Origin of the sequence: Streptomyces tirandamycinicus (genome assembly GCF_003097515.1) — a bacterium.
Taxonomy (GTDB): Bacteria; Actinomycetota; Actinomycetes; order Streptomycetales; family Streptomycetaceae; genus Streptomyces; species Streptomyces tirandamycinicus.
On the sequence record NZ_CP029188.1, the window covers coordinates 3,178,261 to 3,199,487 of the forward strand.

At 71.7% G+C, this 21,227-nt stretch carries 19 protein-coding genes, 1 tRNA gene and 1 pseudogene; 8 read left to right on the plus strand and 13 right to left on the minus strand.

Going from position 1 to position 21,227, the window contains the following annotated elements; translation table 11 throughout:
* The first annotated feature begins 2 nt into the window (after nt 1–2).
* The 3 genes from DDW44_RS14020 (at nt 3) to DDW44_RS14030 (ending at nt 3,623) form a co-directional block, all read left to right on the plus strand.
* Nucleotides 3–1,478 (plus strand): ATP-binding protein, encoded by a 1,476-nt coding sequence (locus DDW44_RS14020; RefSeq protein WP_108906663.1) that lies wholly within the window; start codon nt 3–5, stop codon nt 1,476–1,478.
* A 470-nt stretch (nt 1,479–1,948) separates the two neighbouring features.
* Complete coding sequence (locus DDW44_RS14025; protein WP_107460421.1) at nt 1,949–2,152, plus strand: helix-turn-helix domain-containing protein; 204 nt, start codon at nt 1,949–1,951, stop codon at nt 2,150–2,152.
* 64 nt (nt 2,153–2,216) lie between these two features.
* On the plus strand, nt 2,217–3,623 hold the full coding sequence (locus DDW44_RS14030) for a tyrosine-type recombinase/integrase (RefSeq protein ID WP_108908832.1): 1,407 nt from the start codon (nt 2,217–2,219) through the stop codon (nt 3,621–3,623).
* Between the two features lie 45 nt (nt 3,624–3,668).
* Here the strand turns inward: DDW44_RS14030 and DDW44_RS14035 are convergent.
* Nucleotides 3,669–3,742, minus strand: a tRNA-Thr gene (locus DDW44_RS14035).
* A 181-nt stretch (nt 3,743–3,923) separates the two neighbouring features.
* On the opposite strand from DDW44_RS14035, the gene DDW44_RS14040 reads away from it, so the two are divergent.
* The 3 genes from DDW44_RS14040 (at nt 3,924) to DDW44_RS14050 (ending at nt 6,492) form a co-directional block, all read left to right on the plus strand.
* Nucleotides 3,924–5,060 carry an ABC transporter ATP-binding protein gene (locus DDW44_RS14040; protein WP_026281611.1) on the plus strand — a complete coding sequence of 379 codons (1,137 nt, stop codon included), beginning with the start codon at nt 3,924–3,926 and terminating at the stop codon, nt 5,058–5,060.
* 199 nt (nt 5,061–5,259) lie between these two features.
* Complete coding sequence (locus DDW44_RS14045) at nt 5,260–5,685, plus strand: hypothetical protein (protein ID WP_017945964.1); 426 nt, start codon at nt 5,260–5,262, stop codon at nt 5,683–5,685.
* A gap of 90 nt (nt 5,686–5,775) precedes the next feature.
* The gene (locus tag DDW44_RS14050) at nt 5,776–6,492 is read left to right on the plus strand and encodes a nucleotidyltransferase family protein (protein WP_017945963.1); all 717 of its coding nucleotides are present in this window, start codon (nt 5,776–5,778) and stop codon (nt 6,490–6,492) included.
* Nucleotides 6,493–7,007: 515 nt separating this feature from the next.
* Here DDW44_RS14050 and DDW44_RS31665 read toward each other — a convergent pair.
* The 9 genes from DDW44_RS31665 to DDW44_RS14090 all read right to left on the minus strand — a co-directional run bounded on the left by DDW44_RS31665 (nt 7,008) and on the right by DDW44_RS14090 (nt 15,881).
* Entirely contained in the window at nt 7,008–7,529 is a 522-nt protein-coding gene (locus DDW44_RS31665; RefSeq protein WP_146207016.1) for a hypothetical protein, read from the minus strand.
* Between the two features lie 103 nt (nt 7,530–7,632).
* Nucleotides 7,633–8,499 (minus strand): IS5 family transposase, encoded by an 867-nt coding sequence (locus tag DDW44_RS14055; protein WP_244224032.1) that lies wholly within the window; start codon nt 8,497–8,499, stop codon nt 7,633–7,635.
* 54 nt (nt 8,500–8,553) lie between these two features.
* Entirely contained in the window at nt 8,554–10,287 is a 1,734-nt protein-coding gene (locus DDW44_RS14060) for a DoxX family membrane protein (RefSeq protein WP_208647960.1), read from the minus strand.
* A 182-nt stretch (nt 10,288–10,469) separates the two neighbouring features.
* Entirely contained in the window at nt 10,470–11,420 is a 951-nt protein-coding gene (gene rlmB, locus DDW44_RS14065) for a 23S rRNA (guanosine(2251)-2'-O)-methyltransferase RlmB (protein ID WP_017945961.1), read from the minus strand.
* Nucleotides 11,421–11,539: 119 nt separating this feature from the next.
* Nucleotides 11,540–12,940, minus strand: a complete 1,401-nt coding sequence (gene cysS, locus DDW44_RS14070) for a cysteine--tRNA ligase (RefSeq protein ID WP_108906664.1) — start codon at nt 12,938–12,940, stop codon at nt 11,540–11,542.
* A gap of 173 nt (nt 12,941–13,113) precedes the next feature.
* A complete protein-coding gene (locus tag DDW44_RS14075) occupies nt 13,114–13,518 on the minus strand; it encodes a PPOX class F420-dependent oxidoreductase (RefSeq protein WP_018889496.1) in 405 nt (134 codons plus the stop codon).
* Between the two features lie 170 nt (nt 13,519–13,688).
* The gene (gene ispF / locus DDW44_RS14080; protein ID WP_208647961.1) at nt 13,689–14,219 is read right to left on the minus strand and encodes a 2-C-methyl-D-erythritol 2,4-cyclodiphosphate synthase; all 531 of its coding nucleotides are present in this window, start codon (nt 14,217–14,219) and stop codon (nt 13,689–13,691) included.
* Nucleotides 14,209–14,955 carry a 2-C-methyl-D-erythritol 4-phosphate cytidylyltransferase gene (gene ispD / locus DDW44_RS14085; protein ID WP_108906666.1) on the minus strand — a complete coding sequence of 249 codons (747 nt, stop codon included), beginning with the start codon at nt 14,953–14,955 and terminating at the stop codon, nt 14,209–14,211. The genes ispF and ispD overlap by 11 nt, the downstream gene beginning before the upstream one ends.
* A 443-nt stretch (nt 14,956–15,398) precedes the next feature.
* Nucleotides 15,399–15,881 (minus strand): CarD family transcriptional regulator, encoded by a 483-nt coding sequence (locus DDW44_RS14090; protein ID WP_017945956.1) that lies wholly within the window; start codon nt 15,879–15,881, stop codon nt 15,399–15,401.
* Nucleotides 15,882–16,564: 683 nt separating this feature from the next.
* Here DDW44_RS14090 and DDW44_RS14100 point away from each other — a divergent pair.
* On the plus strand, nt 16,565–17,263 hold the full coding sequence (locus tag DDW44_RS14100) for a DUF461 domain-containing protein (protein WP_108906667.1): 699 nt from the start codon (nt 16,565–16,567) through the stop codon (nt 17,261–17,263).
* Nucleotides 17,264–17,638: 375 nt separating this feature from the next.
* Here the strand turns inward: DDW44_RS14100 and phoP are convergent, their stop codons facing one another.
* Nucleotides 17,639–18,319, minus strand: a complete 681-nt coding sequence (gene phoP / locus DDW44_RS14105; RefSeq protein WP_017945954.1) for a two-component system response regulator PhoP — start codon at nt 18,317–18,319, stop codon at nt 17,639–17,641.
* Nucleotides 18,316–19,776: a sensor histidine kinase gene (locus DDW44_RS14110; protein ID WP_108906668.1), complete on the minus strand. Its 1,461-nt coding sequence runs from the start codon at nt 19,774–19,776 to the stop codon at nt 18,316–18,318. The genes phoP and DDW44_RS14110 overlap by 4 nt, the downstream gene beginning before the upstream one ends.
* 198 nt (nt 19,777–19,974) lie before the next feature.
* Here DDW44_RS14110 and phoU point away from each other — a divergent pair, with 198 nt between their 5' ends.
* The gene (gene phoU / locus DDW44_RS14115) at nt 19,975–20,652 is read left to right on the plus strand and encodes a phosphate signaling complex protein PhoU (protein ID WP_017945952.1); all 678 of its coding nucleotides are present in this window, start codon (nt 19,975–19,977) and stop codon (nt 20,650–20,652) included.
* 183 nt (nt 20,653–20,835) lie between these two features.
* Here phoU and DDW44_RS33200 read toward each other — a convergent pair.
* Nucleotides 20,836–21,057: pseudogene (locus DDW44_RS33200) on the minus strand (hypothetical protein); the annotation flags it as partial.
* Nucleotides 21,058–21,227: the final 170 nt, after the last annotated feature.

Consider the following 21,227-nt stretch of genomic DNA (forward strand, 5'->3'; position numbering starts at 1 on the left):
CCATGGACGACGACGAGAAGAACCCCGCGCGGAAGGTCATCGCCGACTACGCGCAAGAGCGCTTCCGCTACTTCCGCACCGCAGAGGGCACCGTCTACGCCCAGCGCAAGGGCCACCCCGTGGCCCGCCCGATCCGCTCCCAGGGCACGACCGGCAGCCACCGGCAGGAACTCATGGTCGGCCTGTTCAAGGACGGAATCGGCGTGTTCAACGGCACCGCGATGAAGGAGGCACTCGACTTGATCGAAGCACTCGCACTCACCGAGCAGGTGCAGCCCATCCACATCCGCGTCGCCCCCGGCTTCGACGGAGCGACGTGGCTCGACCTGGGCCGCACCGACGGACAGTCCGTCCGCATCCACCCCACCGGCTGGGACATCGCCATCCCCGACCCGCGCGAGGTGTGCTGGCGCCGCACCCAGCTCACCGGCGAACTGCCCATGCCCGCCAAGGACACCAACGGCAAGGGCATCGACCTGCTGTTTCGGCTCTGCAACTTCGCCACCGCGGAGACCGAATGCCTGGCCATGGCCTGGCTGATCGGCTGCCTGGAGCCCTCCGTGCCCGTCCCCGCCCCCTTCCTCACCGGCCCGCAAGGGGCCGGGAAGTCGACCGGCGGGCGGATGCTCATCCGCATCATCGAAGGCATGAGCAGCGACCTGCGCCGCGCCCCGAAAGACGAGGACAACCTGATCGCGGCCGTCGCCGCCGGGTGGGTCACCGCGCTGGACAACCTCTCCCACATGACCCCGGACCTGTCCGACGCCATGTGCTGCATCGTCACCGGGGCCGAAAGCGTCAAGCGCGCCCTGTTCACCGACGGAGACGTCTTCCGCGCCCGCTACCGCCGCCCCCTGCTCCTGACCGGCATCGACGTAGGCGTCATCCGCCCCGACCTCGCCGAACGACTCCTGCCTCTCCGCCTGGAACGGCCGAAGGTGCGGCGCACCGAGGCGGAACTGTGGGCCGAGTACGCGGAAGCCCTGCCCATCGTGCTCGGCTCCTTGCTGGACCTCACCGTCAAAGTCCGTGCCGCCACCGCCGAGACGCCCACAGACCTGCGGATGGCGGACTTCGCCCACCTGTGCGCGCAGCTCGACGCAGCAACCGGTCTTGGCGCGCTGCCGGCCTACCGGGCTGGGCTGGACGACCTGAACGACGACGTGATCGAGGGGGATCTGCTCGCGCAGACCGTGTTGCAGTACGCGGCCGGCATGCAGGCCGGGGCGCAGGAGCGGATGACATCCGCGGAATGGCTGCACCGCCTCACGGGCCTGTACAGCGGCGAGGACTGCCGGCCCCTGCCCAAGGGGTGGCCGACCACCGGCAAAGTGCTCTCCGACCGACTCAAGCGCCTTCAGCCCACCCTCGCCGCCCGCGGCCTGATCGTCGACTGGGGACGCACACGCGAAGCCCGCTACATCGAACTCTCCGACCCTGTAGGAGCGCCCGAGCCTCAGCAGGAAGCCGCGTTCTGACCCCGAGGTCACCGCACAACAGCAAGAAGAGCACCCGGCCCGACGCGGCGGGCGTGCTCCTCTTGCTGTTCGGTGCGTAGCACCGCCCGAAGGACGTGCCGCGTAGCGGCTCCTTCTTCACGTCCTGAGCCGCGCACAACAACAGACACCACCCTCTCTTTTCCTAAGTAGGGGAACGCTGCGTCACCTGCGTCACACGCGACGGAAACCGGCCTCTGACCTGCCGGAACAGGTGTGACGCAGAACCAGCCCGCTGCGTCATCCTGCGTCACCTGCGTCACGCCGCCGTGACGCAGGTGACGCGCCAGTGACGCACACCATCCGCCCTCCGTCACTGATAACCGCAGGTCAGAAGCGTGAATGACGCACGTGACGCGGTGACGCAGAAATCCGAACCTCGGACACACACAGGCTAGGGACCGAGCCCAACTCCCCGCAGGCAAAGACGAACTGCCCAGGAGGCACCCCGGATGAGCACCGCGATTGCCGCCCCCGTCGACCGACTCCTGTACAAGCCCGAGGAAGCCGCCGAAGCCCTCGCCATCGGCCGCTCCACCGTCTACGAGCTGATGGCCGAAGGCGCCCTGAAGTACATCAAGTTGGGCCGCACGCGCCGAATCCGGCGGGCCGACCTCGAAGCCTACGTGGCGAACCTCGCCCCGCTGCCCAACTGACCCGAACACGCCACTGAGGCGCCCCGAGCACTCCGCTCGGGGCGCCTCCCGCATGGAGGAGCACATGAGCCCCCGCAAGCCCAACATGGAGTCATCCATCTACTTCGGCGCCGACGGCTGGTGGCACGGCCGCGTCACCATGGGCGTGAAGAACGACGGCAGCCCCGACCGGCGCCACCGCCGGGCCCGGACCGAGAGCGAGATCAAGCGCAAGGTGAAGGAACTGGAGCGCCTGCGCGACCAGGGGCGCGCGCCCGCCGCCGGGCGGAAGCCGACCGTCGCCGCGTGGATGGAGACCTACCTCACCGACATCGCGAGCCTGAAGCTCAAGCCGCGCTCACTCGACGACTACTGGTCCAAGACCCGCAACGACATCATCCCGGGCGTGGGCAGGCACCGCATCGACAAGTTGCAGCCCGAGCACCTGGAACGGATGTACAGGGCCCTGCTCGATGCCGGCCACGCCCCCTCGCACGTCGTGAAGGTGCACCGCATCCTGTCCCGCGCCCTGAAGATCGCCCACCGCCGCCGCATCGTCGGCGAGAACGTCGCCACCCTCGTGGACCCGCCCAGCATCGACGAGACCGAGGCCAACCCCTTCACCAAGGAGGAGGCCAAGGCGTTCCTCGAGGCCGCGTCGAAGCGCCCCACCTTCATGCGGTGGATCGTCGGTGTCGGCATGGGCTTCCGGCAGGGCGAAACGCTCGGCCTGCGGTGGCCGTACGTCGACCTCGAAGCCGAGCTGTTCCGCCCCGAGTGGCAGCTACAGCGCCTCACCTGGCGGCACGGCTGCCACGACCCGCACGCCTGCGGCGCGCGCCTGCACCGCTTCGAGCCGTGCCCGCCGGACTGCACCATGCACAAGGGCTACCAGCGCGGCTGCCCGAAACCGTGCACCAAGACGTGCATCAAGCACGCCAGTGCCTGCCCAGAGCGCAAGGAGGGCGGACTCGTCTTCACCCGCCCGAAGACCAGGAAGAGCCGGAACGCCGTCCCGATCCCACCCGTCTTCGTGCCCTTCCTGCACGACCACAGGGCCCAGCAGCAAGCGGCGCGGGCCGCCGCCGGGGAGCTGTGGGAAGAGCACGACGTCGTGTTCGCACGGCCGGACGGGCGCCCGCTCGACCCGCGCGCCGACTACGCGGAGTTCAAGGAACTGCTCAAGGAGGCCGGCATCGACGACCGCCGCCTGTACGACGGGAGCCGCCACACGGCCGGCACGATCCTGAACGAGCTGGGCGTCGACATGCCCACGATCATGGAAATCCTGCGGCACACCCAGATCAGCCAGACCCGCCGGTACGTCAAGGGGCGATCCCACCTGTCCAAGGACGCCATGCGGCGCATGGGCGAGTTCTTCGTACCGTCGCAGTCGCCCCCGCCGGCCCCGATTCCGGGCCCCATTGAGACCAGAACTGAGACCGCTGACACCCGCGCGGCACGTTCCCTGCGCCGCCGTCGCATCCGCTGAACGAAAAATCCCAGCTGAGACCTAGTCTGAGCTGGGATTCCGTTGAGCCCCCTGTCGGATTCGAACCGACGACCTACGCATTACAAGTGCGTTGCTCTGGCCGGCTGAGCTAAGGAGGCACTGCGCACGAGTGTAACCGGATCGGCGCACCTCCCCGCCGCGAATTCCGCCTCCGCCGACTGCTGACAGAACCGCCCCCGCAGGGTACCGTCACCCGAAGTTCACTTCGGTGGACTAGACCCCATCCTTCCTTTACTCGGATCGTCCGGCACGTTCCTGCCGGTGAAGGGACGCATCACCATGGCCACTGTCACGTTCGACAAGGCGACCAGGCTCTACCCGGGCTCCACCAAGCCCGCGGTCGACGGTCTCGACATCGAGATCGCGGACGGCGAGTTCCTCGTCCTCGTCGGCCCCTCCGGCTGCGGCAAGTCGACCTCGCTGCGGATGCTCGCCGGGCTCGAGGACGTCAACGGCGGAGCGATCCGCATCGGTGACCGCGATGTCACCCACCTGCCGCCGAAGGACCGGGACATCGCCATGGTGTTCCAGAACTACGCGCTCTACCCGCACATGACCGTCGCCGACAACATGGGCTTCGCGCTCAAGATCGCGGGCGTCGGCAAGGCCACCATCCGGCAGAAGGTCGAGGAGGCCGCGAAGATCCTCGACCTGACCGAGTACCTGGACCGCAAGCCGAAGGCGCTGTCCGGCGGCCAGCGGCAGCGGGTGGCGATGGGCCGGGCCATCGTGCGCGAGCCGCAGGTGTTCCTCATGGACGAGCCGCTGTCGAACCTCGACGCCAAGCTCCGCGTCTCGACCCGCACCCAGATCGCGAGCCTCCAGCGCCGCCTGGGGATCACCACGGTGTACGTGACGCACGACCAGGTCGAGGCCATGACGATGGGCGACCGGGTCGCCGTCCTGAAGGACGGTCTGCTGCAGCAGGTCGACTCGCCGCGCAACATGTACGACCGCCCGGCGAACCTCTTCGTCGCCGGCTTCATCGGCTCCCCGGCCATGAACCTGGTCGAGGTACCGATCACCGACGGCGGTGTGAAGTTCGGCAACAGCGTCGTGCCGGTGAGCCGGGAGGCGCTGTCGGCGGCCGCGGACCGCGGCGACAGCACCGTCACCGTCGGCGTGCGTCCCGAGCACTTCGACGTGGTGGAGCTGAACGGCGGCGCGGCCGGGGCGCTGTCCAAGGACGCCGAGGACGGCCCGGCGGGCCTCGCCGTGACGGTGAACGTCGTCGAGGAGCTCGGGGCGGACGGCTATGTGTACGGCACAGCCGAGGTCGGCGGCCGGCACAAGGACCTGGTGGTCCGGGTCAACGGCCGGTCCGTGCCGGAGAAGGGCTCGGAGCTGCACGTGGTGCCGCGGCCGGGCGAGACGCACGTCTTCTCGACCTCGACGGGCGAGCGCCTGAGCGACTGACGCACGGCCCCGTACGACAGCGGCCCCCTCGATCGCCCCGGCGGTGAGGGGGCCACCGCCACACGAGGGCCAAATACCCCGCCAAATCGGGCAATTCACACACCGGCGTCAACATGCGATTCGAATAATTCCCTCGAACCATCCCTCACGGGGGTGACTAAATGTCTCCAAATCACTACCGGCCGCTACGCTCGCCTGCGTGACCCAGACAGCAGCCCGCCGTATCGGCCGTACCCTCGCTCTCGTCCTGCCCGTCGTCCTGGTGCTCTCCGGAACTCTGGCGGTCACCAGCGTCCCGTGGGCGAACCGCAGCACCGAGTCCCAGATGCTCACCGCGTCCTCGGAGAACGTGTCGGTCCCCGCCCCCTCCCGCGCCCCGCACGAGGTCCTCCGCGAGAAGCTCCTCACGGACCTGCAGCAGAAGGACCCGGGGGTCGCTCTCACCAACCTCCAGCGCGCGGTCGAGGGCCGTCCCTCACTGGCGCGGCACTGCATGACGATCGCCCGCGACCTCGGCCGCGCCGCCGTCGCCCGCTACGGGCCCACGCGCGCCCAGTCGTTCTCCCGCCCGGTCTGCGACACGTCCTTCGCCTCCGGCGTCTCCCAGCAGGCGCAGGGCAGCTGACGCCGCCGACGCCCCGCCCCGCCGGGCCGGGAGCGGCCGCACGGCCGGGGCCGGCGGGCCCGTGATCGGGGCACCGCATATCGTGCCCCTATGCAGACCCTCCCGACCCAGGCCGTGGTCCTGGCGGGCGGCCAGGGCTCCCGGCTGCGCCCGTACACCGACGACCGCCCCAAGCCGATGGTCGAGATCCCCGGAACCGGGATCCCGATCATCGGCCATCAGCTTTCCTGGCTGGCCGCCGAGGGCGTGACGGACGTGGTGGTCTCGTGCGGGCATCTCGCCGAAGTCCTCCAGGAGTGGCTCGACTCCGCCGAGCTCCCGCTGCGCGTCACGACCGTGGTCGAGACGGAGCCGCTGGGCCGCGGCGGCGGCCTGAAGTACGCCGCGAAGAGCCTCCCGCTCCCGGACGAGCCGTGGTACGCCACGAACGGCGACATCTGGACCCGCTTCTCGCTGCGGGAGATGGCCGAGTTCCACGCCGAGCGCGACGCCACGGCCACGCTCGCCCTCGCCCGCCCCCGCATTCCGTGGGGTGCGGTGGAGACGGACGAGTTCGGCCACGTCCTCGACTTCATCGAGTCGCCGCCGTCGCCGTATCTGATCAACGCGGGTGTGTACGTGTTCTCGCCGGCCTTCACACATCTGCTGCCCGACCGGGGCGACCACGAGCGGACCACGTTCCCCCGGCTGGCACGGGAGCGCTCACTGGCCGGGTTCCCCCTGCCGCAGGGGGCGTACTGGCGGGCGATCGACACGGCCAAGGACCTCACCGAGGCCGCGAGGGAACTCACCGCCCACAGCCGCTGAGAGCCGCGCCCGCCACCCGCGCACCACTTCCCCGGCGCCGCACCCCCGGCTCGCGGACCGGCTGCCGTCCCCCACGCGCCCCCGCCGGCCATTCGGCTCCTGGCCGCCACGGACCGGCGGGAGCCAGGCCGTGGCGGCCCGGACCTGCGCGGACCGGCCCGTGGGGGCGCGGCTCGGAGGACGTGCCGCACACGAGGAGGCGGTCACCGAGCACCACGCGCGCTCGGTGACCGCCGCGTCCCGTCAGCCGCCGGCCGGGCACCGCACCCGGCGCCGGCACAGGAAGACCGGACTCACCAGACTCGCCGGCCCCACCGACCCCACCCGAGCCCCCGGTCCCAGCGGCCCACCAATCCCAGCGATGCACCGCAACCGGCCGCGCCCTAGGGCGTGTCCGGCGGATCAGGGCCGGGTCGGCGGGGGCGGGGCCGCGGGAGGTCCGTGCAGGAAGCGGTGCCACTCCAGGAGCGCGTTGTCGCGGAGGCGTAGCTGGTGGAGGACGTAGGACCCGGATTTCACCAAGGCCGAGCCGGGAAGCAGGGTGTGGTTTTTGAAGCGGGCCTCGTCGTCCGCATACGGATAGGGCGTACGCAGCCCGTGGGCGATCCTGGCCTGGAACTCGGCGTCCCAGTGCGCCGGCCCGGTCGGCGCCCCGGGCCCGCGGGCGTCGATGATGGAGCGCGCGTGTCGACCACCGCCTCGTTCACCACCTCCTGGAACCGGAGGAAGCGGTCGGCCAAGGCGCTGCGGGGCCGCCTGATCCGGATATTCCGTGAGAACTGCTCGCCGCCCTGGTAGCGGCGGACGCGGCGGTAGTGGAACGTCTTCCCGTCAACACCAGGGTTCTTGTCGCGCGTCCACCCCTCGACGGCCATCACGTCGCGCAGCGGAATGCGCCTGGTGCGGTGCCAGGGCAGTGGCCAGAGCCGGCGCGTGATGCTCAGGGTGTGGCCGTCGAATGTCAGCCGGGCGAACAGGGTCGACGCGGTCACCGGCAGGCGGACCGGCGGTTCAGTGATCCCGTTGGGATTCTCCATGAAGCCAAGTGTGGCCGATGGAGGACTCGTTGGGACCGTCGCGGCGAACCGGCAGTCGGCCGGCGACACCGCCTAGGGCGTGTCCGGCGGATCATGGACGGAGCTATAGGCGGACTGCCGCTGCGGTGACCGTGCCGTGGAAAACGTAGGCCCTCTTGTCGTAACGGGTGGCGACCGCGCGGGAGTTTTTGAGTCGGTTGATGGTTCGCTCGACCTCGTTGCGCCGCCGGTAGCGCTCGCGGTCGAAGCCGACGGGTCTGCCGCCCGCGCTGCCTCTGCGCCGGCGGTTGACCCGCTGGTCCTTCGGCTCGGGGATCGTGTGCTTGATGCGCCGTCTTCGCAGGTAGCGGCGATTCCGGCGAGAGCTGTAAGCCTTGTCGCCACTGACATGATCGGGTCTGGTCCGGGGCCGCCCGACCAGCGGGCGGGGAACCCGAATCCGGTCCAGGATCTCGATCATCTGCGGGACGTCACCCCACTGACCCGGCGTGATCAGTAGAGCCATGGGGCGGCAGCCGCCTTCACCGGCGAGGTGGATCTTGGAGGTCAGACCGCCCCGGGACCGTCCGAGTCCCTCATCGGGGCGGTGGTGCCGGGGCGTCGTCCCCTTTTCGGGACCCGCGGCCTGGCCTTGCGGGCGCCGGCCGCGTGTTGGTGGGCCCGGCAGGACGTCGAGTCGACGCCGACCATGCCCCAGTCGATCCGCCCGGCAAGGTCGGCCTCGGCCGGACCGCCTGCAAGAGCCGGTCCCAGGTGCCGTCCGCCGCCAGCCGCGAAGCCGCTCATAGACGGTCTTCCACGAGCCGTAGCGTTCCGGCAGGTCACGCCACGGAACACCGGTGCGGACCCGCAACAGAATCCCGTTGAGCACGGTCCGGTGATCGTTCCACCGGCCGCCCCGACCACCCGGCGAAGGCAGGTGCGGCACCAGCAACGACCACTCGTGATTCGTCAGATCCCCCCGACCCATGACCCAACCAACGAGCGACTGATCGGAAAGTCACATGATCCGCCGGACACGCCCCTAGCCGAGGAGGCCGCCGATCGGGTTCCGGTTGCCGCCGCTGCTGCCGCCGCTGCCGCCGCCGTTGCCGCCTCCCGTACCGCCGCTGCCGCTTCCGCCGTTGGAGCTCCCGGCCGAACCGCCCGTACCGCCGCCCGTGGCGCCCGAGTCGCCGGTCCCGGACGAGGACGGACCCGAGCTGCCGGACGGCGGGTCCACGGGCTCGGACTGGACGGGCGCCTGCTGCCCGTCGGTGCCCCGGGACTCGCTGGGCCGGCCCGCCTCGTCCGCCGCCCCGGTGTCACCGGCCGTCTCGGACGGCTCGGACGGCTCGGCCCGCTCGGCGGCGGGGGTGCTCGACTCGCTCCTGGCGGGCTGGGCGCTCCGCTCGGCCTCACGGGTCGGGCTGCGCCGGCCGGCCTCGCTGGGGAGCGCGGTGCCCGGGAGGTGGTTGGTCGGGTCGACGTCCGGGCCGGGGACGGTCACGAGTTCCGTGGAGCGCACCGCGCCGCCCAGGACCGAGCCGATCAGCAGCGTCAGACCGACCACGACGGCGGCGACCATCCCGCCGCGCCGCAGTACCCGGCGGCGCAGCTCCCACAGTTCGGAGCGCGGGCCGAGGGTACGCCAGGCCTCGCCCGCGAGGCGGCCGTCGACGGAGTAGACCGGTGCGCCGGCGATGATCAGCGGGGACCAGGCGGCGAGGTTCATGATGTCCGGCGCGTCGTACACCGGCACGGTCCGCCAGCTGACGGTCATGATCAGGGCGGCGGAGAGCGACGCGCCGACGACGGCGGCGACCCGCTGCCAGAGGCCGAGGACGGTCAGCACGCCGACGACGACCTGCAGGAACGCGACCGTGAGCCCCGCACCGACGGGGTAGGCGAGGGCGAAGTCGCGCAGCGGCTCGGCGAGGGCCCAGGGCTCCAGCGACGACAGCCACTTGATCATGGAGCCGCGCTCGCCGCCGTCGAAGTACACGGGGTCGCAGAGCTTGCCCATGCCCGCGTAGATCGAGATGAAGCCGAGGAAGACCCGGAGCGGGAGCAGGACGACGCCGAGGTTCATCCGGCGGCCGGGGTAGTAGGCGTGCCGGACGCCGCCGGGCGGGACGGTCGCGGCCCCGCGGCCGCCGGGGCCGTCGTGCCGTGCGAAGTCGGTCGCCTCCTCCGCCTCCTCGCCGTACGGTTCGTAGGCGTCGTACGCACCCTCCGCCCGCCGCATCGGGGGCAGCAGCGTCTCCCGGCGCTGGGCGCCGATGACGGGAGTGGGCAGGGTGTCCGGGGTGGAGTGCGCGTCGACGCGGGGGATGACCTGCGTGGCGCCGCCGGCGTCGAGGCCGCGCCCGCCGTCGAGGCCCCCGGTGCGGTCGAACGCCCGGGTGTCGTCGAAGCCGGGAGGGCCGTCGAACGCGGGGCGGCCGTCGTGTCCGCGTCCGGGGCGGGCGACCGATCCCGCGCTGCGCACGGCCTGCAGCAGCCCCGAGGCCCCGGGGTCGCCCGGAGCCGACTTCCCGCTCCATACGACGGGTGCCCGGCGCCGCGCCACGGTACGCGCACCGGCACTGCTGAGGGCGGGGATCCTGGTGGTGTCGGCCATCCCCCGGACGGGGCGCCTGGTCTGACTCGGGCCGAGCTTCACCCGGAAGCTGGCGTGGTTCACGATGACCTGCGCCGGGTCGCAGTCCACCTTGGGGATGTTCAGGGGGAGCTGCTCGTCGAACCCGGGCCGGGGCGTTCTGGTGTCCACACTCATCTAACCGAGTGACCTGTCCTTAGGACACTGCCTTGACGGCCCCGGAATGTCCGAGACCCGTCAAGATCGTTCCCGGCGGGAACCGCCCCGGCGGCACGGTGTGCGGGCCGCGTCCGCCGTACGCCCCCGACGTGCGGCGATGCCTCCGGAAACCCGGGATCCGGAGGCCTCGCCGATCTCCGTCAGCCCCGGCGGCGCGCCGCCTCGTAGAGGACCACGCCCGCCGCGACACCGGCGTTGAGGGACTCCGCGCCGCCCGGCATGGGGATCCGGACGCGGAAGTCGCAGGTCTCGCCGACGAGTCGGGACAGGCCCTTGCCCTCGCTGCCGACGACGATGACGACCGGGCCGTCGAGGGCCTCCAGCTCGCCGACCTCGACCTCGCCGTCCGCCGCCAGGCCGACCACGGTGATGCCCGCCTTCTGGTAGGCCTCCAGGGCCCGGGTCAGATTGGTGGCCCGGGCGACCGGGGTACGCGCGGCGGTGCCCGCCGAGGTCTTCCAGGCGCCGGCGGTCATCCCCGCGGCGCGGCGCTCCGGTACCACCACGCCATGGCCGCCGAACGCGGCGACGGAACGGACGACCGCGCCCAGGTTGCGCGGGTCGGTGACCCCGTCGAGAGCGACGATCAGCGGATCCTCGCCGTCGTCGAAGGCCGCGGCCGCGAGGTCCTCGGGATGGGCGTACTCGTACGGCGGGACCTGCAGGACCAGGCCCTGGTGGTTGAGCCCGTTCGTCATCCGGTCCAGCTCGGCGCGCGGCGCCTCCATCAGGTTGATGGTGCCGCGCTGCCCGGCGAGGTGCAGCGCCTCGCGCACCCGCTCGTCGTTGTCGATGAACTGCTGGACGTAGAGGGTCGTCGCGGGCACGCCGTCGCGCAGCGCCTCGAAGACGGGATTGCGGCCGACGACCATCTCGGACGACCCCTTGCCGCCGCGGCGGGCGACGGGACGCCGCTGGGCCTGCTTGGCCTTGGCGTTGGCGACGCGGTTCTTCACATGGCCCTTGCGCGCGGACGCGGGCGGGGTCGGCCCCTTGCCTTCGAGGGAACGGCGCCGCTTGCCACCGCTGCCGACCGTCGCGCCCTTCTTGTTGGACGTGCGGCGGTTCCTCCGCTGGCTGTTCCCGGCCATGACTACCTGTTTCCCTGAATGCTCGTGGGCCCCGGGCGATGCCGTCCGGATCCCGTGTGCGTGTGTACGTACGTAGGAAAGTGTGCCGCCCGGGCGGCCGGGCGGCACACTGTCGCTGGTCAGCGAGGCGCGAGTGTCCAGCGGGGGCCGTCGGGGCCGTCCTCGACGGCCAGCCCGGACTGGTTGAGCTGGTCGCGGATCGCGTCCGCGGTGGCCCAGTCCTTGCGGGCCCGCGCGGACTCGCGCTGCTGGAGCACGAGCCCGACGAGGGTGTCGACCACGCCGTGCAGGTCCTCGCCGCGGTCGGCCTCACCGGCCCAGTGCGGATCGAGCGGGTCGAGGCCGAGGACGCCGAGCATGGCGCGCACCTCGGCGAGCCGGGCGACGGCCTCCTCCTTGTCGTCCGCGGCCAGCGCCGAGTTGCCCTGCCGGACGGTGGTGTGGATGATCGCGAGCGCCTGCGGGACACCCAGGTCGTCGTCCATGGCCTCGGCGAACGCGGGCGGCACCTCGGCGGCGGGCGCCACCGCCTTCCCCGCCTTCTCGGTGACCCGCTGGACGAAGCCCTCGATCCGCGCGAACGCCGACTCGGCCTCGCGCAGGGCCTCCTCGCTGTACTCGATCATCGAGCGGTAGTGCGGGGTGCCCAGGTAGTAGCGCAGCACGATGGGCCGCCAGTTCCGGACCATCTCGCTCACCAGGACCGAGTTGCCGAGCGACTTCGACATCTTCTCGCCGCTCATGGTCACCCAGGCGTTGTGCACCCAGTACGACGCGAAGTCGTCGCCGAAGGCCCTGGCCTGCGCGATCTCGTTCTCGTGGTGGGGGAAGACCAGGTCGAGGCCGCCGCCGTGGATGTCGAAGGCGGAGCCCAGGTACTTGTGGGCCATGGCCGAGCACTCCAGGTGCCAGCCGGGCCGGCCGGGGCCCCACGGGGTCTCCCAGGACGGCTCGCCGGGGCGCTCCGCCTTCCACATGGCGAAGTCGCGCGGGTCGCGCTTGCCGGTCTCGTTGTCTCCGGAGGGCTGACGCAGATCGTCGATGTCCTGGTTGGAGAGTTCGAGGTAGCCCGGGAAGGAGCGCACGTCGAAGTAGACGTTGCCGTCCGCCGCGTAGGCGTGCCCGCGTTCGATCAGACCGCGCATCATCTCGACCATCTCGGTGATGTGGCCGGTTGCACGCGGCTCGTACGTCGGCGGCAGGCAGCCGAGGGCCTGGTAGCCCGCGGTGAAGGCCCGCTCGTTCTCGTACCCGATCGCCCACCAGGGGCGCCCCTGGTCGGCGGCCTTGGCGATGATCTTGTCGTCGATGTCCGTCACATTGCGGACGAACGTGACATCGTAGCCGCGGTACGCGAACCAGCGGCGCATGATGTCGAAGTTGAGTCCGGACCTGATGTGCCCGATGTGCGGGGCGGACTGCACGGTCGCGCCACACAGGTAGATCGAGACACAGCCCGGCACGAGCGGGACGAAGTCACGGATCTGCCGGGCGCTGGTGTCGTACAGCCGAATAGTCACGCGTCAAGAGTAGTGGGCCGGTGGCGGTGCCCCGCGCCCCCGCGGGACGCGGGGGCGCGATTGTGACCGGTGTGACCGGGAAGGCACGCCACGGCTCGCGGCCGCGGGCTCCACGGGGCGGTACGGCCGCGCGGGCCTCACGAGCGATACGGCCGCGGGCCTCACGGGCGGTGCTAGAGCCGGCCGACGATCTTCCGCGGGGTGAGCCGGACCACCACGCGCGGTGCGTCCTTGCCCGCCTCCGGGTTGAACTCCGCGTAGCTCTTGCCGGTGTACTTCATCGACAGCTCGTCGATCAGCTCCTGCCCGCCCTCCTCGGTGAGGGTGACGGTGCCGCGGACCTCGGCGTAGGTGTACGGCGCGTCGAAGGGCTGGACGACCACACTCGCACGCGGGTCGCGCCGAAGGTTCTTCTCCTTGCGCCGGCCGAGGGTCGTGGAGATCAGCAGTTCGTCGCCGTCGCGCTTGACCCACACGGGGGAGACCTGGGGGCTGCCGTCGGGCTGGATGGTGGCGAGATCGACGAACACGGGGCCGTCGAGGATCTCCTTGAGCTTCTCGCTGAGTGCGGCGGTCACAGTGCGGTCCTCCAGGGCTTCGGCACGCGGGGACGCGTGCGCGGGGTTTCGGCACGCGGGGACGCGTGCGCGGGGCTTCGTCGACGCGTCACATCCGCGTCCACGGGCTTGCCGGGAATCGAGGTGTTGCCTCCCGGCAAGCCCTTACCCCAACGGGCGTCCCGTACCGCTCAGGACGCGCGGAAGACGAGTGCCGTGGCGATCGCGGCCAGTCCTTCGGCCCTGCCGGTCAGCCCGAGGCCGTCGGTCGTCGTGCCCGAGACGGAGACCGGCGCCCCGGCCGCCGCGCTCAGCACCTTCTGCGCCTCGTCGCGGCGCTTGCCGATCTTCGGGCGTACGCCGACGACCTGCACCGCGATATTGCCGATCTCGAAGCCCTCCGCGCGCACGATCCTGGCCGCCTCGGCGAGCAGCGTGACGCCGGACGCCCCGGACCACTCGGGCCTGCCGGTGCCGAAGTGGGCGCCGAGGTCGCCGACGCCCGCGGCGGAGAACAGGGCGTCGCAGGCGGCGTGGGCGGCCACGTCCCCGTCGGAGTGCCCGGCGAGGCCCCAGCCGCCGGAGTCCTCCCAGAGAAGTCCCGCGCACCACAGCTCACGGCCCCGCTCGAAGGCGTGGACATCGGTGCCGATGCCGACCCGCGGCAGGACGGGCGGGGGTGCCACCGGCCGCTGCGGCGGGACGGGCGGGTCAGAAGCCATCGTTGGCCCTCCTGCGGGCGAGTACGGCCTCGGCGAGGACCAGGTCGAGCGGGCGGGTCACCTTGAACGCCTCCTCGTGACCGGGCACCACCACCACCGGGGCGCCGAGGCGCTCGACCATCCCCGCGTCGTCGGTGGCGCCCTCGCCGCCGACGGCGACGGTCTCGTGGGCACGCACGAGCATCTCGCGGTCGAAGCCCTGCGGCGTCTGCACGGCCCGCAGCCTGGCACGCTCGGGTGTGGCGACGACGGGCTCCGGCTCGCCCTTCTCGCCGGGCTCGACCTCCTTGACGGTGTCGGCGAGCGGCAGGCCGGGGACGACTGCGGGTGCTCCGTCGAGGACCGCCGCGATCACGGCGTCGACGGTGTCGACGGGCACGAGCGGACGGGCGGCGTCATGGACGAGGACGGTGCCGATGGCCTCGGGCAGCGCCCGGAGGCCGAGGCGGACGGACTCCTGGCGGGTGTCACCGCCGGGTACGACCAGGTAGTCGGTCCGTTCGGGCAGGGAGTGCGCGTCGAGGAGGTTCTTGACCTCGGAGGCGCCGTCCGGCGGGGCCACCACGACGACGAGCGAGACGGCGCGTGAGGCGGCCATGGCCCGTACCGCGTGGATCAGCATGGGCGTGCCGCCCAGCGTGCGGAGCGCCTTGGGCGCACCGGGGCCGAGCCGTACGCCCCGGCCGGCCGCGGGAATCACCGCGGCGGTGCGGCCCGCGCGCGTCTGTTCTGACATCGGTTCCACTCCGGAGATCGATCGCGGGAAGCCACCGGAAGCCGGAGGAGGAGGGCCCCCCTTTTCGGCATGCCCGGGGAGAATTGACATGGCCAGGTTTGTTCCCTCGGCCGATATGGGTATGGCCTGGGCGTACCCCCGACCGAGGGTCGGGGAGTGCCGGGCGCGACGCCCTCGACCGGACCCTTCCGTGACGACCGGTCGAGTCGGCGGTCCGCCCGGCCCGGCGTACCAGGAGGGCAGGGGGACGGGGGACGCATAGCGGGGAACGGCACGGTGTGAGGCGCCCGGCGGTGCGGTGAACGCACCGCAGTGCCCGGCGACACAACCTTCCAGCTGCATCAGCGGGCACCGCGGCATTCAGTTCTGCACTGGTGTGCACCGTGGAACGGGCCCGACGCCGCACTCCCGGCTTCGGACCCTGCTTCACGGCAGGACACGCGTCAGGACGCCAGGACCTCGTCGAGCAGGGCCTCGGCCTTGTCCTCGTTGGTGTTCTCCGCGAGAGCCAGCTCGCTCACCAGGATCTGGCGGGCCTTGGCCAGCATGCGCTTCTCCCCAGCGGAGAGACCGCGCTCGCGCTCGCGGCGCCACAGGTCACGCACCACTTCGGCGACCTTGATGACGTCGCCGGAGGCGAGCTTCTCGAGATTTGCCTTGTAGCGACGGGACCAGTTCGTCGGCTCCTCGGCGTACGGCGCGCGCAGCACGTCGAAGACCCGGTCCAGTCCGTCCTGACCGACCACATCGCGCACGCCAACGAGATCCGCATTGTCCGCCGGCACACGAACCGTCAAGTCGCCCTGGGCGACCTTGAGCACCAAGTAGGTCTTGTCCACGCCTTTGATCTGGCGAGTTTCGATGGCCTCGATCAGCGCGGCCCCGTGATGGGGATAGACCACGGTGTCGCCAACCTTGAACGTCATGTGACAGGTACCCCTTCCGTGGCTATCCAGGGTAACACGAGAACCGCTTCTTCTGAATGGCGTTTTCGCAGGTCAGGGCATATCTCGGGGCTTGACAACAGCAACACGAACGTGCTGCGGACGGCTTCCGGAAGGGGGTATTCGCAGGTCGGAGCGGCTGCACGGGCGCCTGGAAACCCGGGCGTTGCGCACCTCACAACCCCAGCCGAAGTGGGCGAAAGTCCCGATTTGCCGGGTTCTCAGCAGTCTACTTCGCCTACGCCGTTCGAGGCTCGGTCACCCGTCCGGCGGGACGCCGGAGAAGGAATCCCGAATTGATCACCGGGGGCCGCGGAAGGCCGCCGCGGGCCGCAGGGGTTTTCCGGAGGAATGCGCGGGACCGCGGAATTGATCACGACGGCTTATGTGAACGGCGGATGAAATCCGGCCGGGCATCGGGCCGGGACGCGGCCGTGGAACGGCGCCGGGGCACCGGGGCCGCATCGGGGCGGGTCGGGTGCAGGTCGTGTGCCGGGCGGGTCGGGCGCCGGGCGGGTCGGGTGCAGGTCGTGTGCCGGGCGGGTCGGGCGCCGGGCGGGTCGGGTGCGGGGCGGGTCGGGTGCGGGGCGCCGACGAGGGGTCGGTAACCTAAGCCCGCTGACCGATCTTCACCCCGTCCGTACGTCCTAGGAGATGCCGCCGCCGTGAGCAGCAGCCTTCGACGCGGCGCCCTCGCCGCCACCGCCCTCCTGATCCCGATCGCCACCCTCTCCGCATGCGCCGCGGGCAACGACGCGCAGACGCTCGGCGTCAGGCCGGACAACCCCGAGACCTCGGTGGGCGACATCAAGATCCAGAACGCGACGGTGATCACCCAGCCGCAGCCCGGCGTCCAGGGCCAGGCCACCGTGTCGGCGACGCTGTTCAACGACGGCACCCAGGAGCAGACGCTCGACTCCGTCACGCTCCCGGGCACCCAGAGCGCGGTCAAGCTGACCCCCGCCACCGGCTCCGGCCCGATCACGGTCGCCCCCGGCGGCTCGGTCGTCCTGGGCGGCAAGGGCAACCCCTCCGGCATCATCGAGAACAGCGCCGAGGCGGGCCGCCTCGGCGACGTCCAGCGGATCGTCTTCCGCTTCAGTGAGACGGGCGACGTCCCGATCGACGCGTTCGTCGTCCCCGCCGCCGACTACTACCGCGACTACGGGCCGTCCAACCTGCCCCAGCCCCCGGCCGCCAGCCCGACGGGCTCCGCCCCGGCCCAGGACGGCGCCCACGGCGACGAGGCCGGGCACGGCGACGAGGCCGAGGGCGGGGACCACGGCGCACCGGAGGACGGCGAGCACGGCGGCGAGCCGACCCCGTCGGACTCGGCGTCCGCGTCCCAGGACGCGGGCCACTGACGCGCCACTGACGCGCCACTGACGCGCCTCAGGCGCGGCGGGTGGGCCCGTCGCACGGCGGGTGAGCCTCGCACGGCGGGGTGAGCGCGCGCCGGATGGGTCGGCGCGGCACGGCGCCCTGGCGTCCGGGCCCCGGCCGCCATGCGGCCCGCCGGCCCCGCACGGGCCCACAGCGAGCAGGCGAAAGCGGCCCCTCAGGATCACCTGGCGGGGCCGCTTTCACGCGTGCTCGGCGCTCTTGCCGGGGCCGCCCGCGCGGGGGCTCGGCGCAAGCGGGTGCGGAGCCGCTCCACGGCCGAGGCCGCTTTACGGCCGAGGCCGGTCCACGGCGGTGACCGGTCCACGGCGCAAACCGGTCCGCGGCCGTCAACCGGCCTACGGCTCGAACTTGTAGCCCAGACCGCGCACCGTCACCAGATACCGCGGGGCGCCCGGATCCGGCTCGATCTTGGCCCGGAGACGCTTGACGTGCACGTCGAGGGTCTTGGTGTCGCCCACGTAGTCCGCGCCCCAGACCCGGTCGATCAGCTGCATCCGGGTCAGGACGCGGCCCGCGTTGCGCAGCAGCATCTCCAGGAGGTCGAACTCCTTCAGCGGGAGGTCGACCTTCCCGCCCGACACCGTGACGACATGGCGGTCGACGTCCATCCGCACCGGTCCGGCCTCGAGGGCCGCCGGGGCGACCTCCTCCGGCTCACCGCGGCGGCGCAGTACCGCACGGATGCGGGCGACCAGCTCCCGCGAGGAGAAGGGCTTCGTCACGTAGTCGTCGGCTCCTATCTCCAGGCCGACGACCTTGTCGATCTCGCTGTCCTTGGCCGTGACCATGATCACCGGGACGTTGGACCGGCCGCGCAGCTGGCGGCAGACCTCCGTACCGGGCAGTCCGGGCAGCATCAGGTCCAGCAGGACGAGGTCGGCTCCGTTGCGCTCGAACTCGTCGAGCCCCTCGGGCCCGGTGGTCGCGACGGCGACCTCGAAGCCCTCCTTGCGGAGCATGTAGGAAAGAGCGTCGCTGAAGGATTCCTCGTCCTCGACGACAAGCACTCGGGTCACGGAAGGACCTCCGGGGCAGGCAGTGGTTCGCGTGGTGTGGTCCGAGGATCAGGACCGTGGGAGAAGTCGGAGTCCGGCTCTGGGCGGTGGTCCGCCTCCGCACCGGGGTCTGCGCGCTGGCGGGAACCGGCCCCGGAACCTGAGCCGGGATCCGGTTCCGGGTCGGAGTCGGATCCCGGGTCGGAGTCGGATGCCGGGTCGGAGTCGGATGCCGGGTCGGAGTCGTACGGCCCGTGGCCGGCCTGGTCGCCGGCCCGGACCCGGGTACGGTCCCTGACGGAGCCGGCCTCCGGCAACCGCAGGGTAAAGGTGGAGCCCTGGCCTTCGGTGCTCCACACCGTGACCTCCCCGCCGTGCGAGGCGGCCACGTGTTTGACGATGGCCAGGCCCAGGCCGGTGCCGCCGGTCGCGCGGGAGCGGGCGGGGTCGACGCGGTAGAAGCGCTCGAAGATCCGCTCGCGGTCCTTCTCCGAGATGCCGATGCCCTGGTCGGTCACGGCGATCTCGATCTGGTCCCCGCCGGGTGCGGTGACGCGGCGCGCGGCGATGCCGACGCGGGTGCGGGCCGGGGAGTAGTTGACGGCGTTCTCGACGAGATTGCCGAGGGCCGCCGCCAGCTGGCCGCGATGGCCCCACACATGCAGCCCGGCGGCGCCTCCGCCGGTGCCGTCGGCCGTGGCCGTGGTCCCGACGGCCATGATGATCTGCTTGGTGGACGCCGCGTGGCGGGACCGGTCGATGGCCTCGGCCACCAGCTCGTCCACACGTACCGGCTCGGCGTCCTCCAGCGGGTCGTCGTTCTGCACCCGGGAGAGGTCGATCAGCTCCTGTACGAGGTTGGTGAGCCGGGTCGCCTCGATCTGCATCCGGCCGGCGAAGCGGGTAACCGCGTCGGGGTCGTCGGAGGCGTCCATGACGGCCTCGGAGAGCAGCGAGAGCGCGCCGACCGGGGTCTTGAGCTCATGACTCACATTGGCGACGAAGTCCCGCCGCACCGCTTCTATGCGCCGGGCCTCGGTGAGGTCCTCGACGAGGAGCAGCACCAGGCGCGAGCCGAGCGGCGCGACCCGGGCGGAGACGGCGAGGGCCTCGCCGCGTCCGGTACCGCGCCGCGGCAGGTCGAGCTCGACCTGCCGTATCTCGCCGTCACGGCGGGTGTCGCGGGCCATGTGCAGCATGGGTTCCACCGCCAGCTTCCCGCCTCTGACCAGGCCGAGCGCATACGCTGCCGAGCTGGCCTTGACGACGGAGTCGCTCTCGTCGAGGACGACCGCGGATGAGCGCAGCACGGAGAGCACGGTGTCGACGCCGGGCGGCAGCACGGCGTCCGTGTGCAGGGAGCTGCGGGTGGGTCTCGCCTGGTCGCGCTCGCTCCAGCGGAACGCCAGCATGGCGATCACGCCGGTGCACACCCCGGCGATCGCGGCCAATGCGGCGACCGCCGCGTTCACGTCCATGCATCCAGGTTATGCACGCTCGCCGTGGGTCTCCCAGCCATCCGAGTGGCACCTCGAACAGTCGTCGCTCAGAGTTCACCAAGGGGAAGGGATCGGTTCACTTGGGAAGGTGGATCCGGACGCGTAGCGGACGGAACGTGGGAGCGTGGGGGTTCAGCCCCACCCGGACCCCCTGACGCATTCAAGAGAGGGAACCCCATGCGGGACGCGTACCACGAGGAACTGGACTCGATCGGCGAGGGTCTCGTCGAGATGGCCAGGCTGGTCGGCTCGGCGATCGGGCGCGCCACCACGGCCATGCTCGACGCCGATCTCAAGCTCGCGGAGAGTGTGATCGCCGCGGACCAGAAGGTCGACGATCTGCAGCACGATCTGGAGGCCCGGGCGATAGCCCTGCTGGCCCGCCAGCAGCCGGTCGCGACGGACCTGCGCATCGTGGTGACCTCGCTGCGGATGAGCGCCGACCTCGAGCGCTCCGGCGACCTGGCCCAGCACGTGGCCAAGCTGGCCCGGCTGCGCTTTCCGGACTCGGCGGTCCCGCGGGACCTGCACGCGACCATCCTGGAGATGGGGCAGCTCGCGCAGCGCCTGATGGCGAAGGCCGCGGAGGTCATCATCACCAAGGACGTCGACCTGGCACTCCAGCTGGAGAACGACGACGACGAGATGGACCTGCTGCACCGCACGCTCTTCACCCACCTGATCGACGACCGGTGGAAGCACGGCATCGAGACCGCGGTCGACGTCACCCTGCTCGGGCGCTACTACGAGCGGTACGCCGACCACGCGGTCGCCGTCGCCAAGCGCGTCGTCTACCTGGTCACCGGTGAGCACGCGGACGAGCTCCAGCCGGAGACCCGGGTCGAGGGCGCGTAGCAGGCCGGGGCGGGCCGCTCGGCGGGCCGGGCGCGGCCGGCGGTCCGGGCACGGCCGGGTCGGGCGGCCTGGCCCGTGCGCCGTTGACGCGGCGCGCTCCCGCTCGTCGCGCGGGGCGCGGCCGGCGGGCCCGGAACCGGTCTCGGGGGCGGGCAGCGCCTGCCGGTCGACCTTGCCGTTGGCGTTGAGGGGCAGGGCGGGCAGGACGACGACGGCCGAGGGGACCATGTAGCCGGGAAGGTTCTCCGCGGCGAACTGCTTGATGGCGGTGCCGAGTTCGTGATGCGCGTCGGGAGTGGGGCTGTCGTGCACCGCGCAGTAGCCGACCAGCCGGGTGTCGCCGGGGCGGTCCTCGCGGGGGACCACGCCCGTCCTCGGGCGCGCCCGCGGTGGCCGCGGCCGCACTCGTACCCGCGCACAGAAGCGCCCCCGTCAGCACCGCCAGGAGCGCCGCCACCGCCGCGAGGGCGCGGTGCCGGCGGCTGCGGGGGCTGGGCATGAACGAGGGCTCCTGGAGTCGATGTGCCCGCAATCGTACGGGCCCGCCGCTCGACGGGCCGGTACGCCCTGCCCCG

Excerpts from the sequence above, each read along its gene's own strand:
- DDW44_RS14020 (WP_108906663.1), top strand. The coding sequence starts at position 3 with ATGGACGACGACGAGAAGAACCCCGCGCGGAAGGTCATCGCCGACTAC.
- DDW44_RS14025 (WP_107460421.1), top strand. The coding sequence starts at position 1,949 with ATGAGCACCGCGATTGCCGCCCCCGTCGACCGACTCCTGTACAAGCCC.
- DDW44_RS14030 (WP_108908832.1), top strand. The coding sequence starts at position 2,217 with ATGAGCCCCCGCAAGCCCAACATGGAGTCATCCATCTACTTCGGCGCC.
- DDW44_RS14040 (WP_026281611.1), top strand. The coding sequence starts at position 3,924 with ATGGCCACTGTCACGTTCGACAAGGCGACCAGGCTCTACCCGGGCTCC.
- DDW44_RS14050 (WP_017945963.1), top strand. The coding sequence starts at position 5,776 with ATGCAGACCCTCCCGACCCAGGCCGTGGTCCTGGCGGGCGGCCAGGGC.
- DDW44_RS31665 (WP_146207016.1), bottom strand. The coding sequence starts at position 7,529 with ATGGAGAATCCCAACGGGATCACTGAACCGCCGGTCCGCCTGCCGGTG.
- DDW44_RS14055 (WP_244224032.1), bottom strand. The coding sequence starts at position 8,499 with ATGGGTCGGGGGGATCTGACGAATCACGAGTGGTCGTTGCTGGTGCCG.
- DDW44_RS14060 (WP_208647960.1), bottom strand. The coding sequence starts at position 10,287 with ATGAGTGTGGACACCAGAACGCCCCGGCCCGGGTTCGACGAGCAGCTC.
- rlmB (WP_017945961.1), bottom strand. The coding sequence starts at position 11,420 with ATGGCCGGGAACAGCCAGCGGAGGAACCGCCGCACGTCCAACAAGAAG.
- ispF (WP_208647961.1), bottom strand. The coding sequence starts at position 14,219 with ATGGCTTCTGACCCGCCCGTCCCGCCGCAGCGGCCGGTGGCACCCCCG.
- ispD (WP_108906666.1), bottom strand. The coding sequence starts at position 14,955 with ATGTCAGAACAGACGCGCGCGGGCCGCACCGCCGCGGTGATTCCCGCG.
- DDW44_RS14090 (WP_017945956.1), bottom strand. The coding sequence starts at position 15,881 with ATGACGTTCAAGGTTGGCGACACCGTGGTCTATCCCCATCACGGGGCC.
- DDW44_RS14110 (WP_108906668.1), bottom strand. The coding sequence starts at position 19,776 with ATGGACGTGAACGCGGCGGTCGCCGCATTGGCCGCGATCGCCGGGGTG.
- phoU (WP_017945952.1), top strand. The coding sequence starts at position 19,975 with ATGCGGGACGCGTACCACGAGGAACTGGACTCGATCGGCGAGGGTCTC.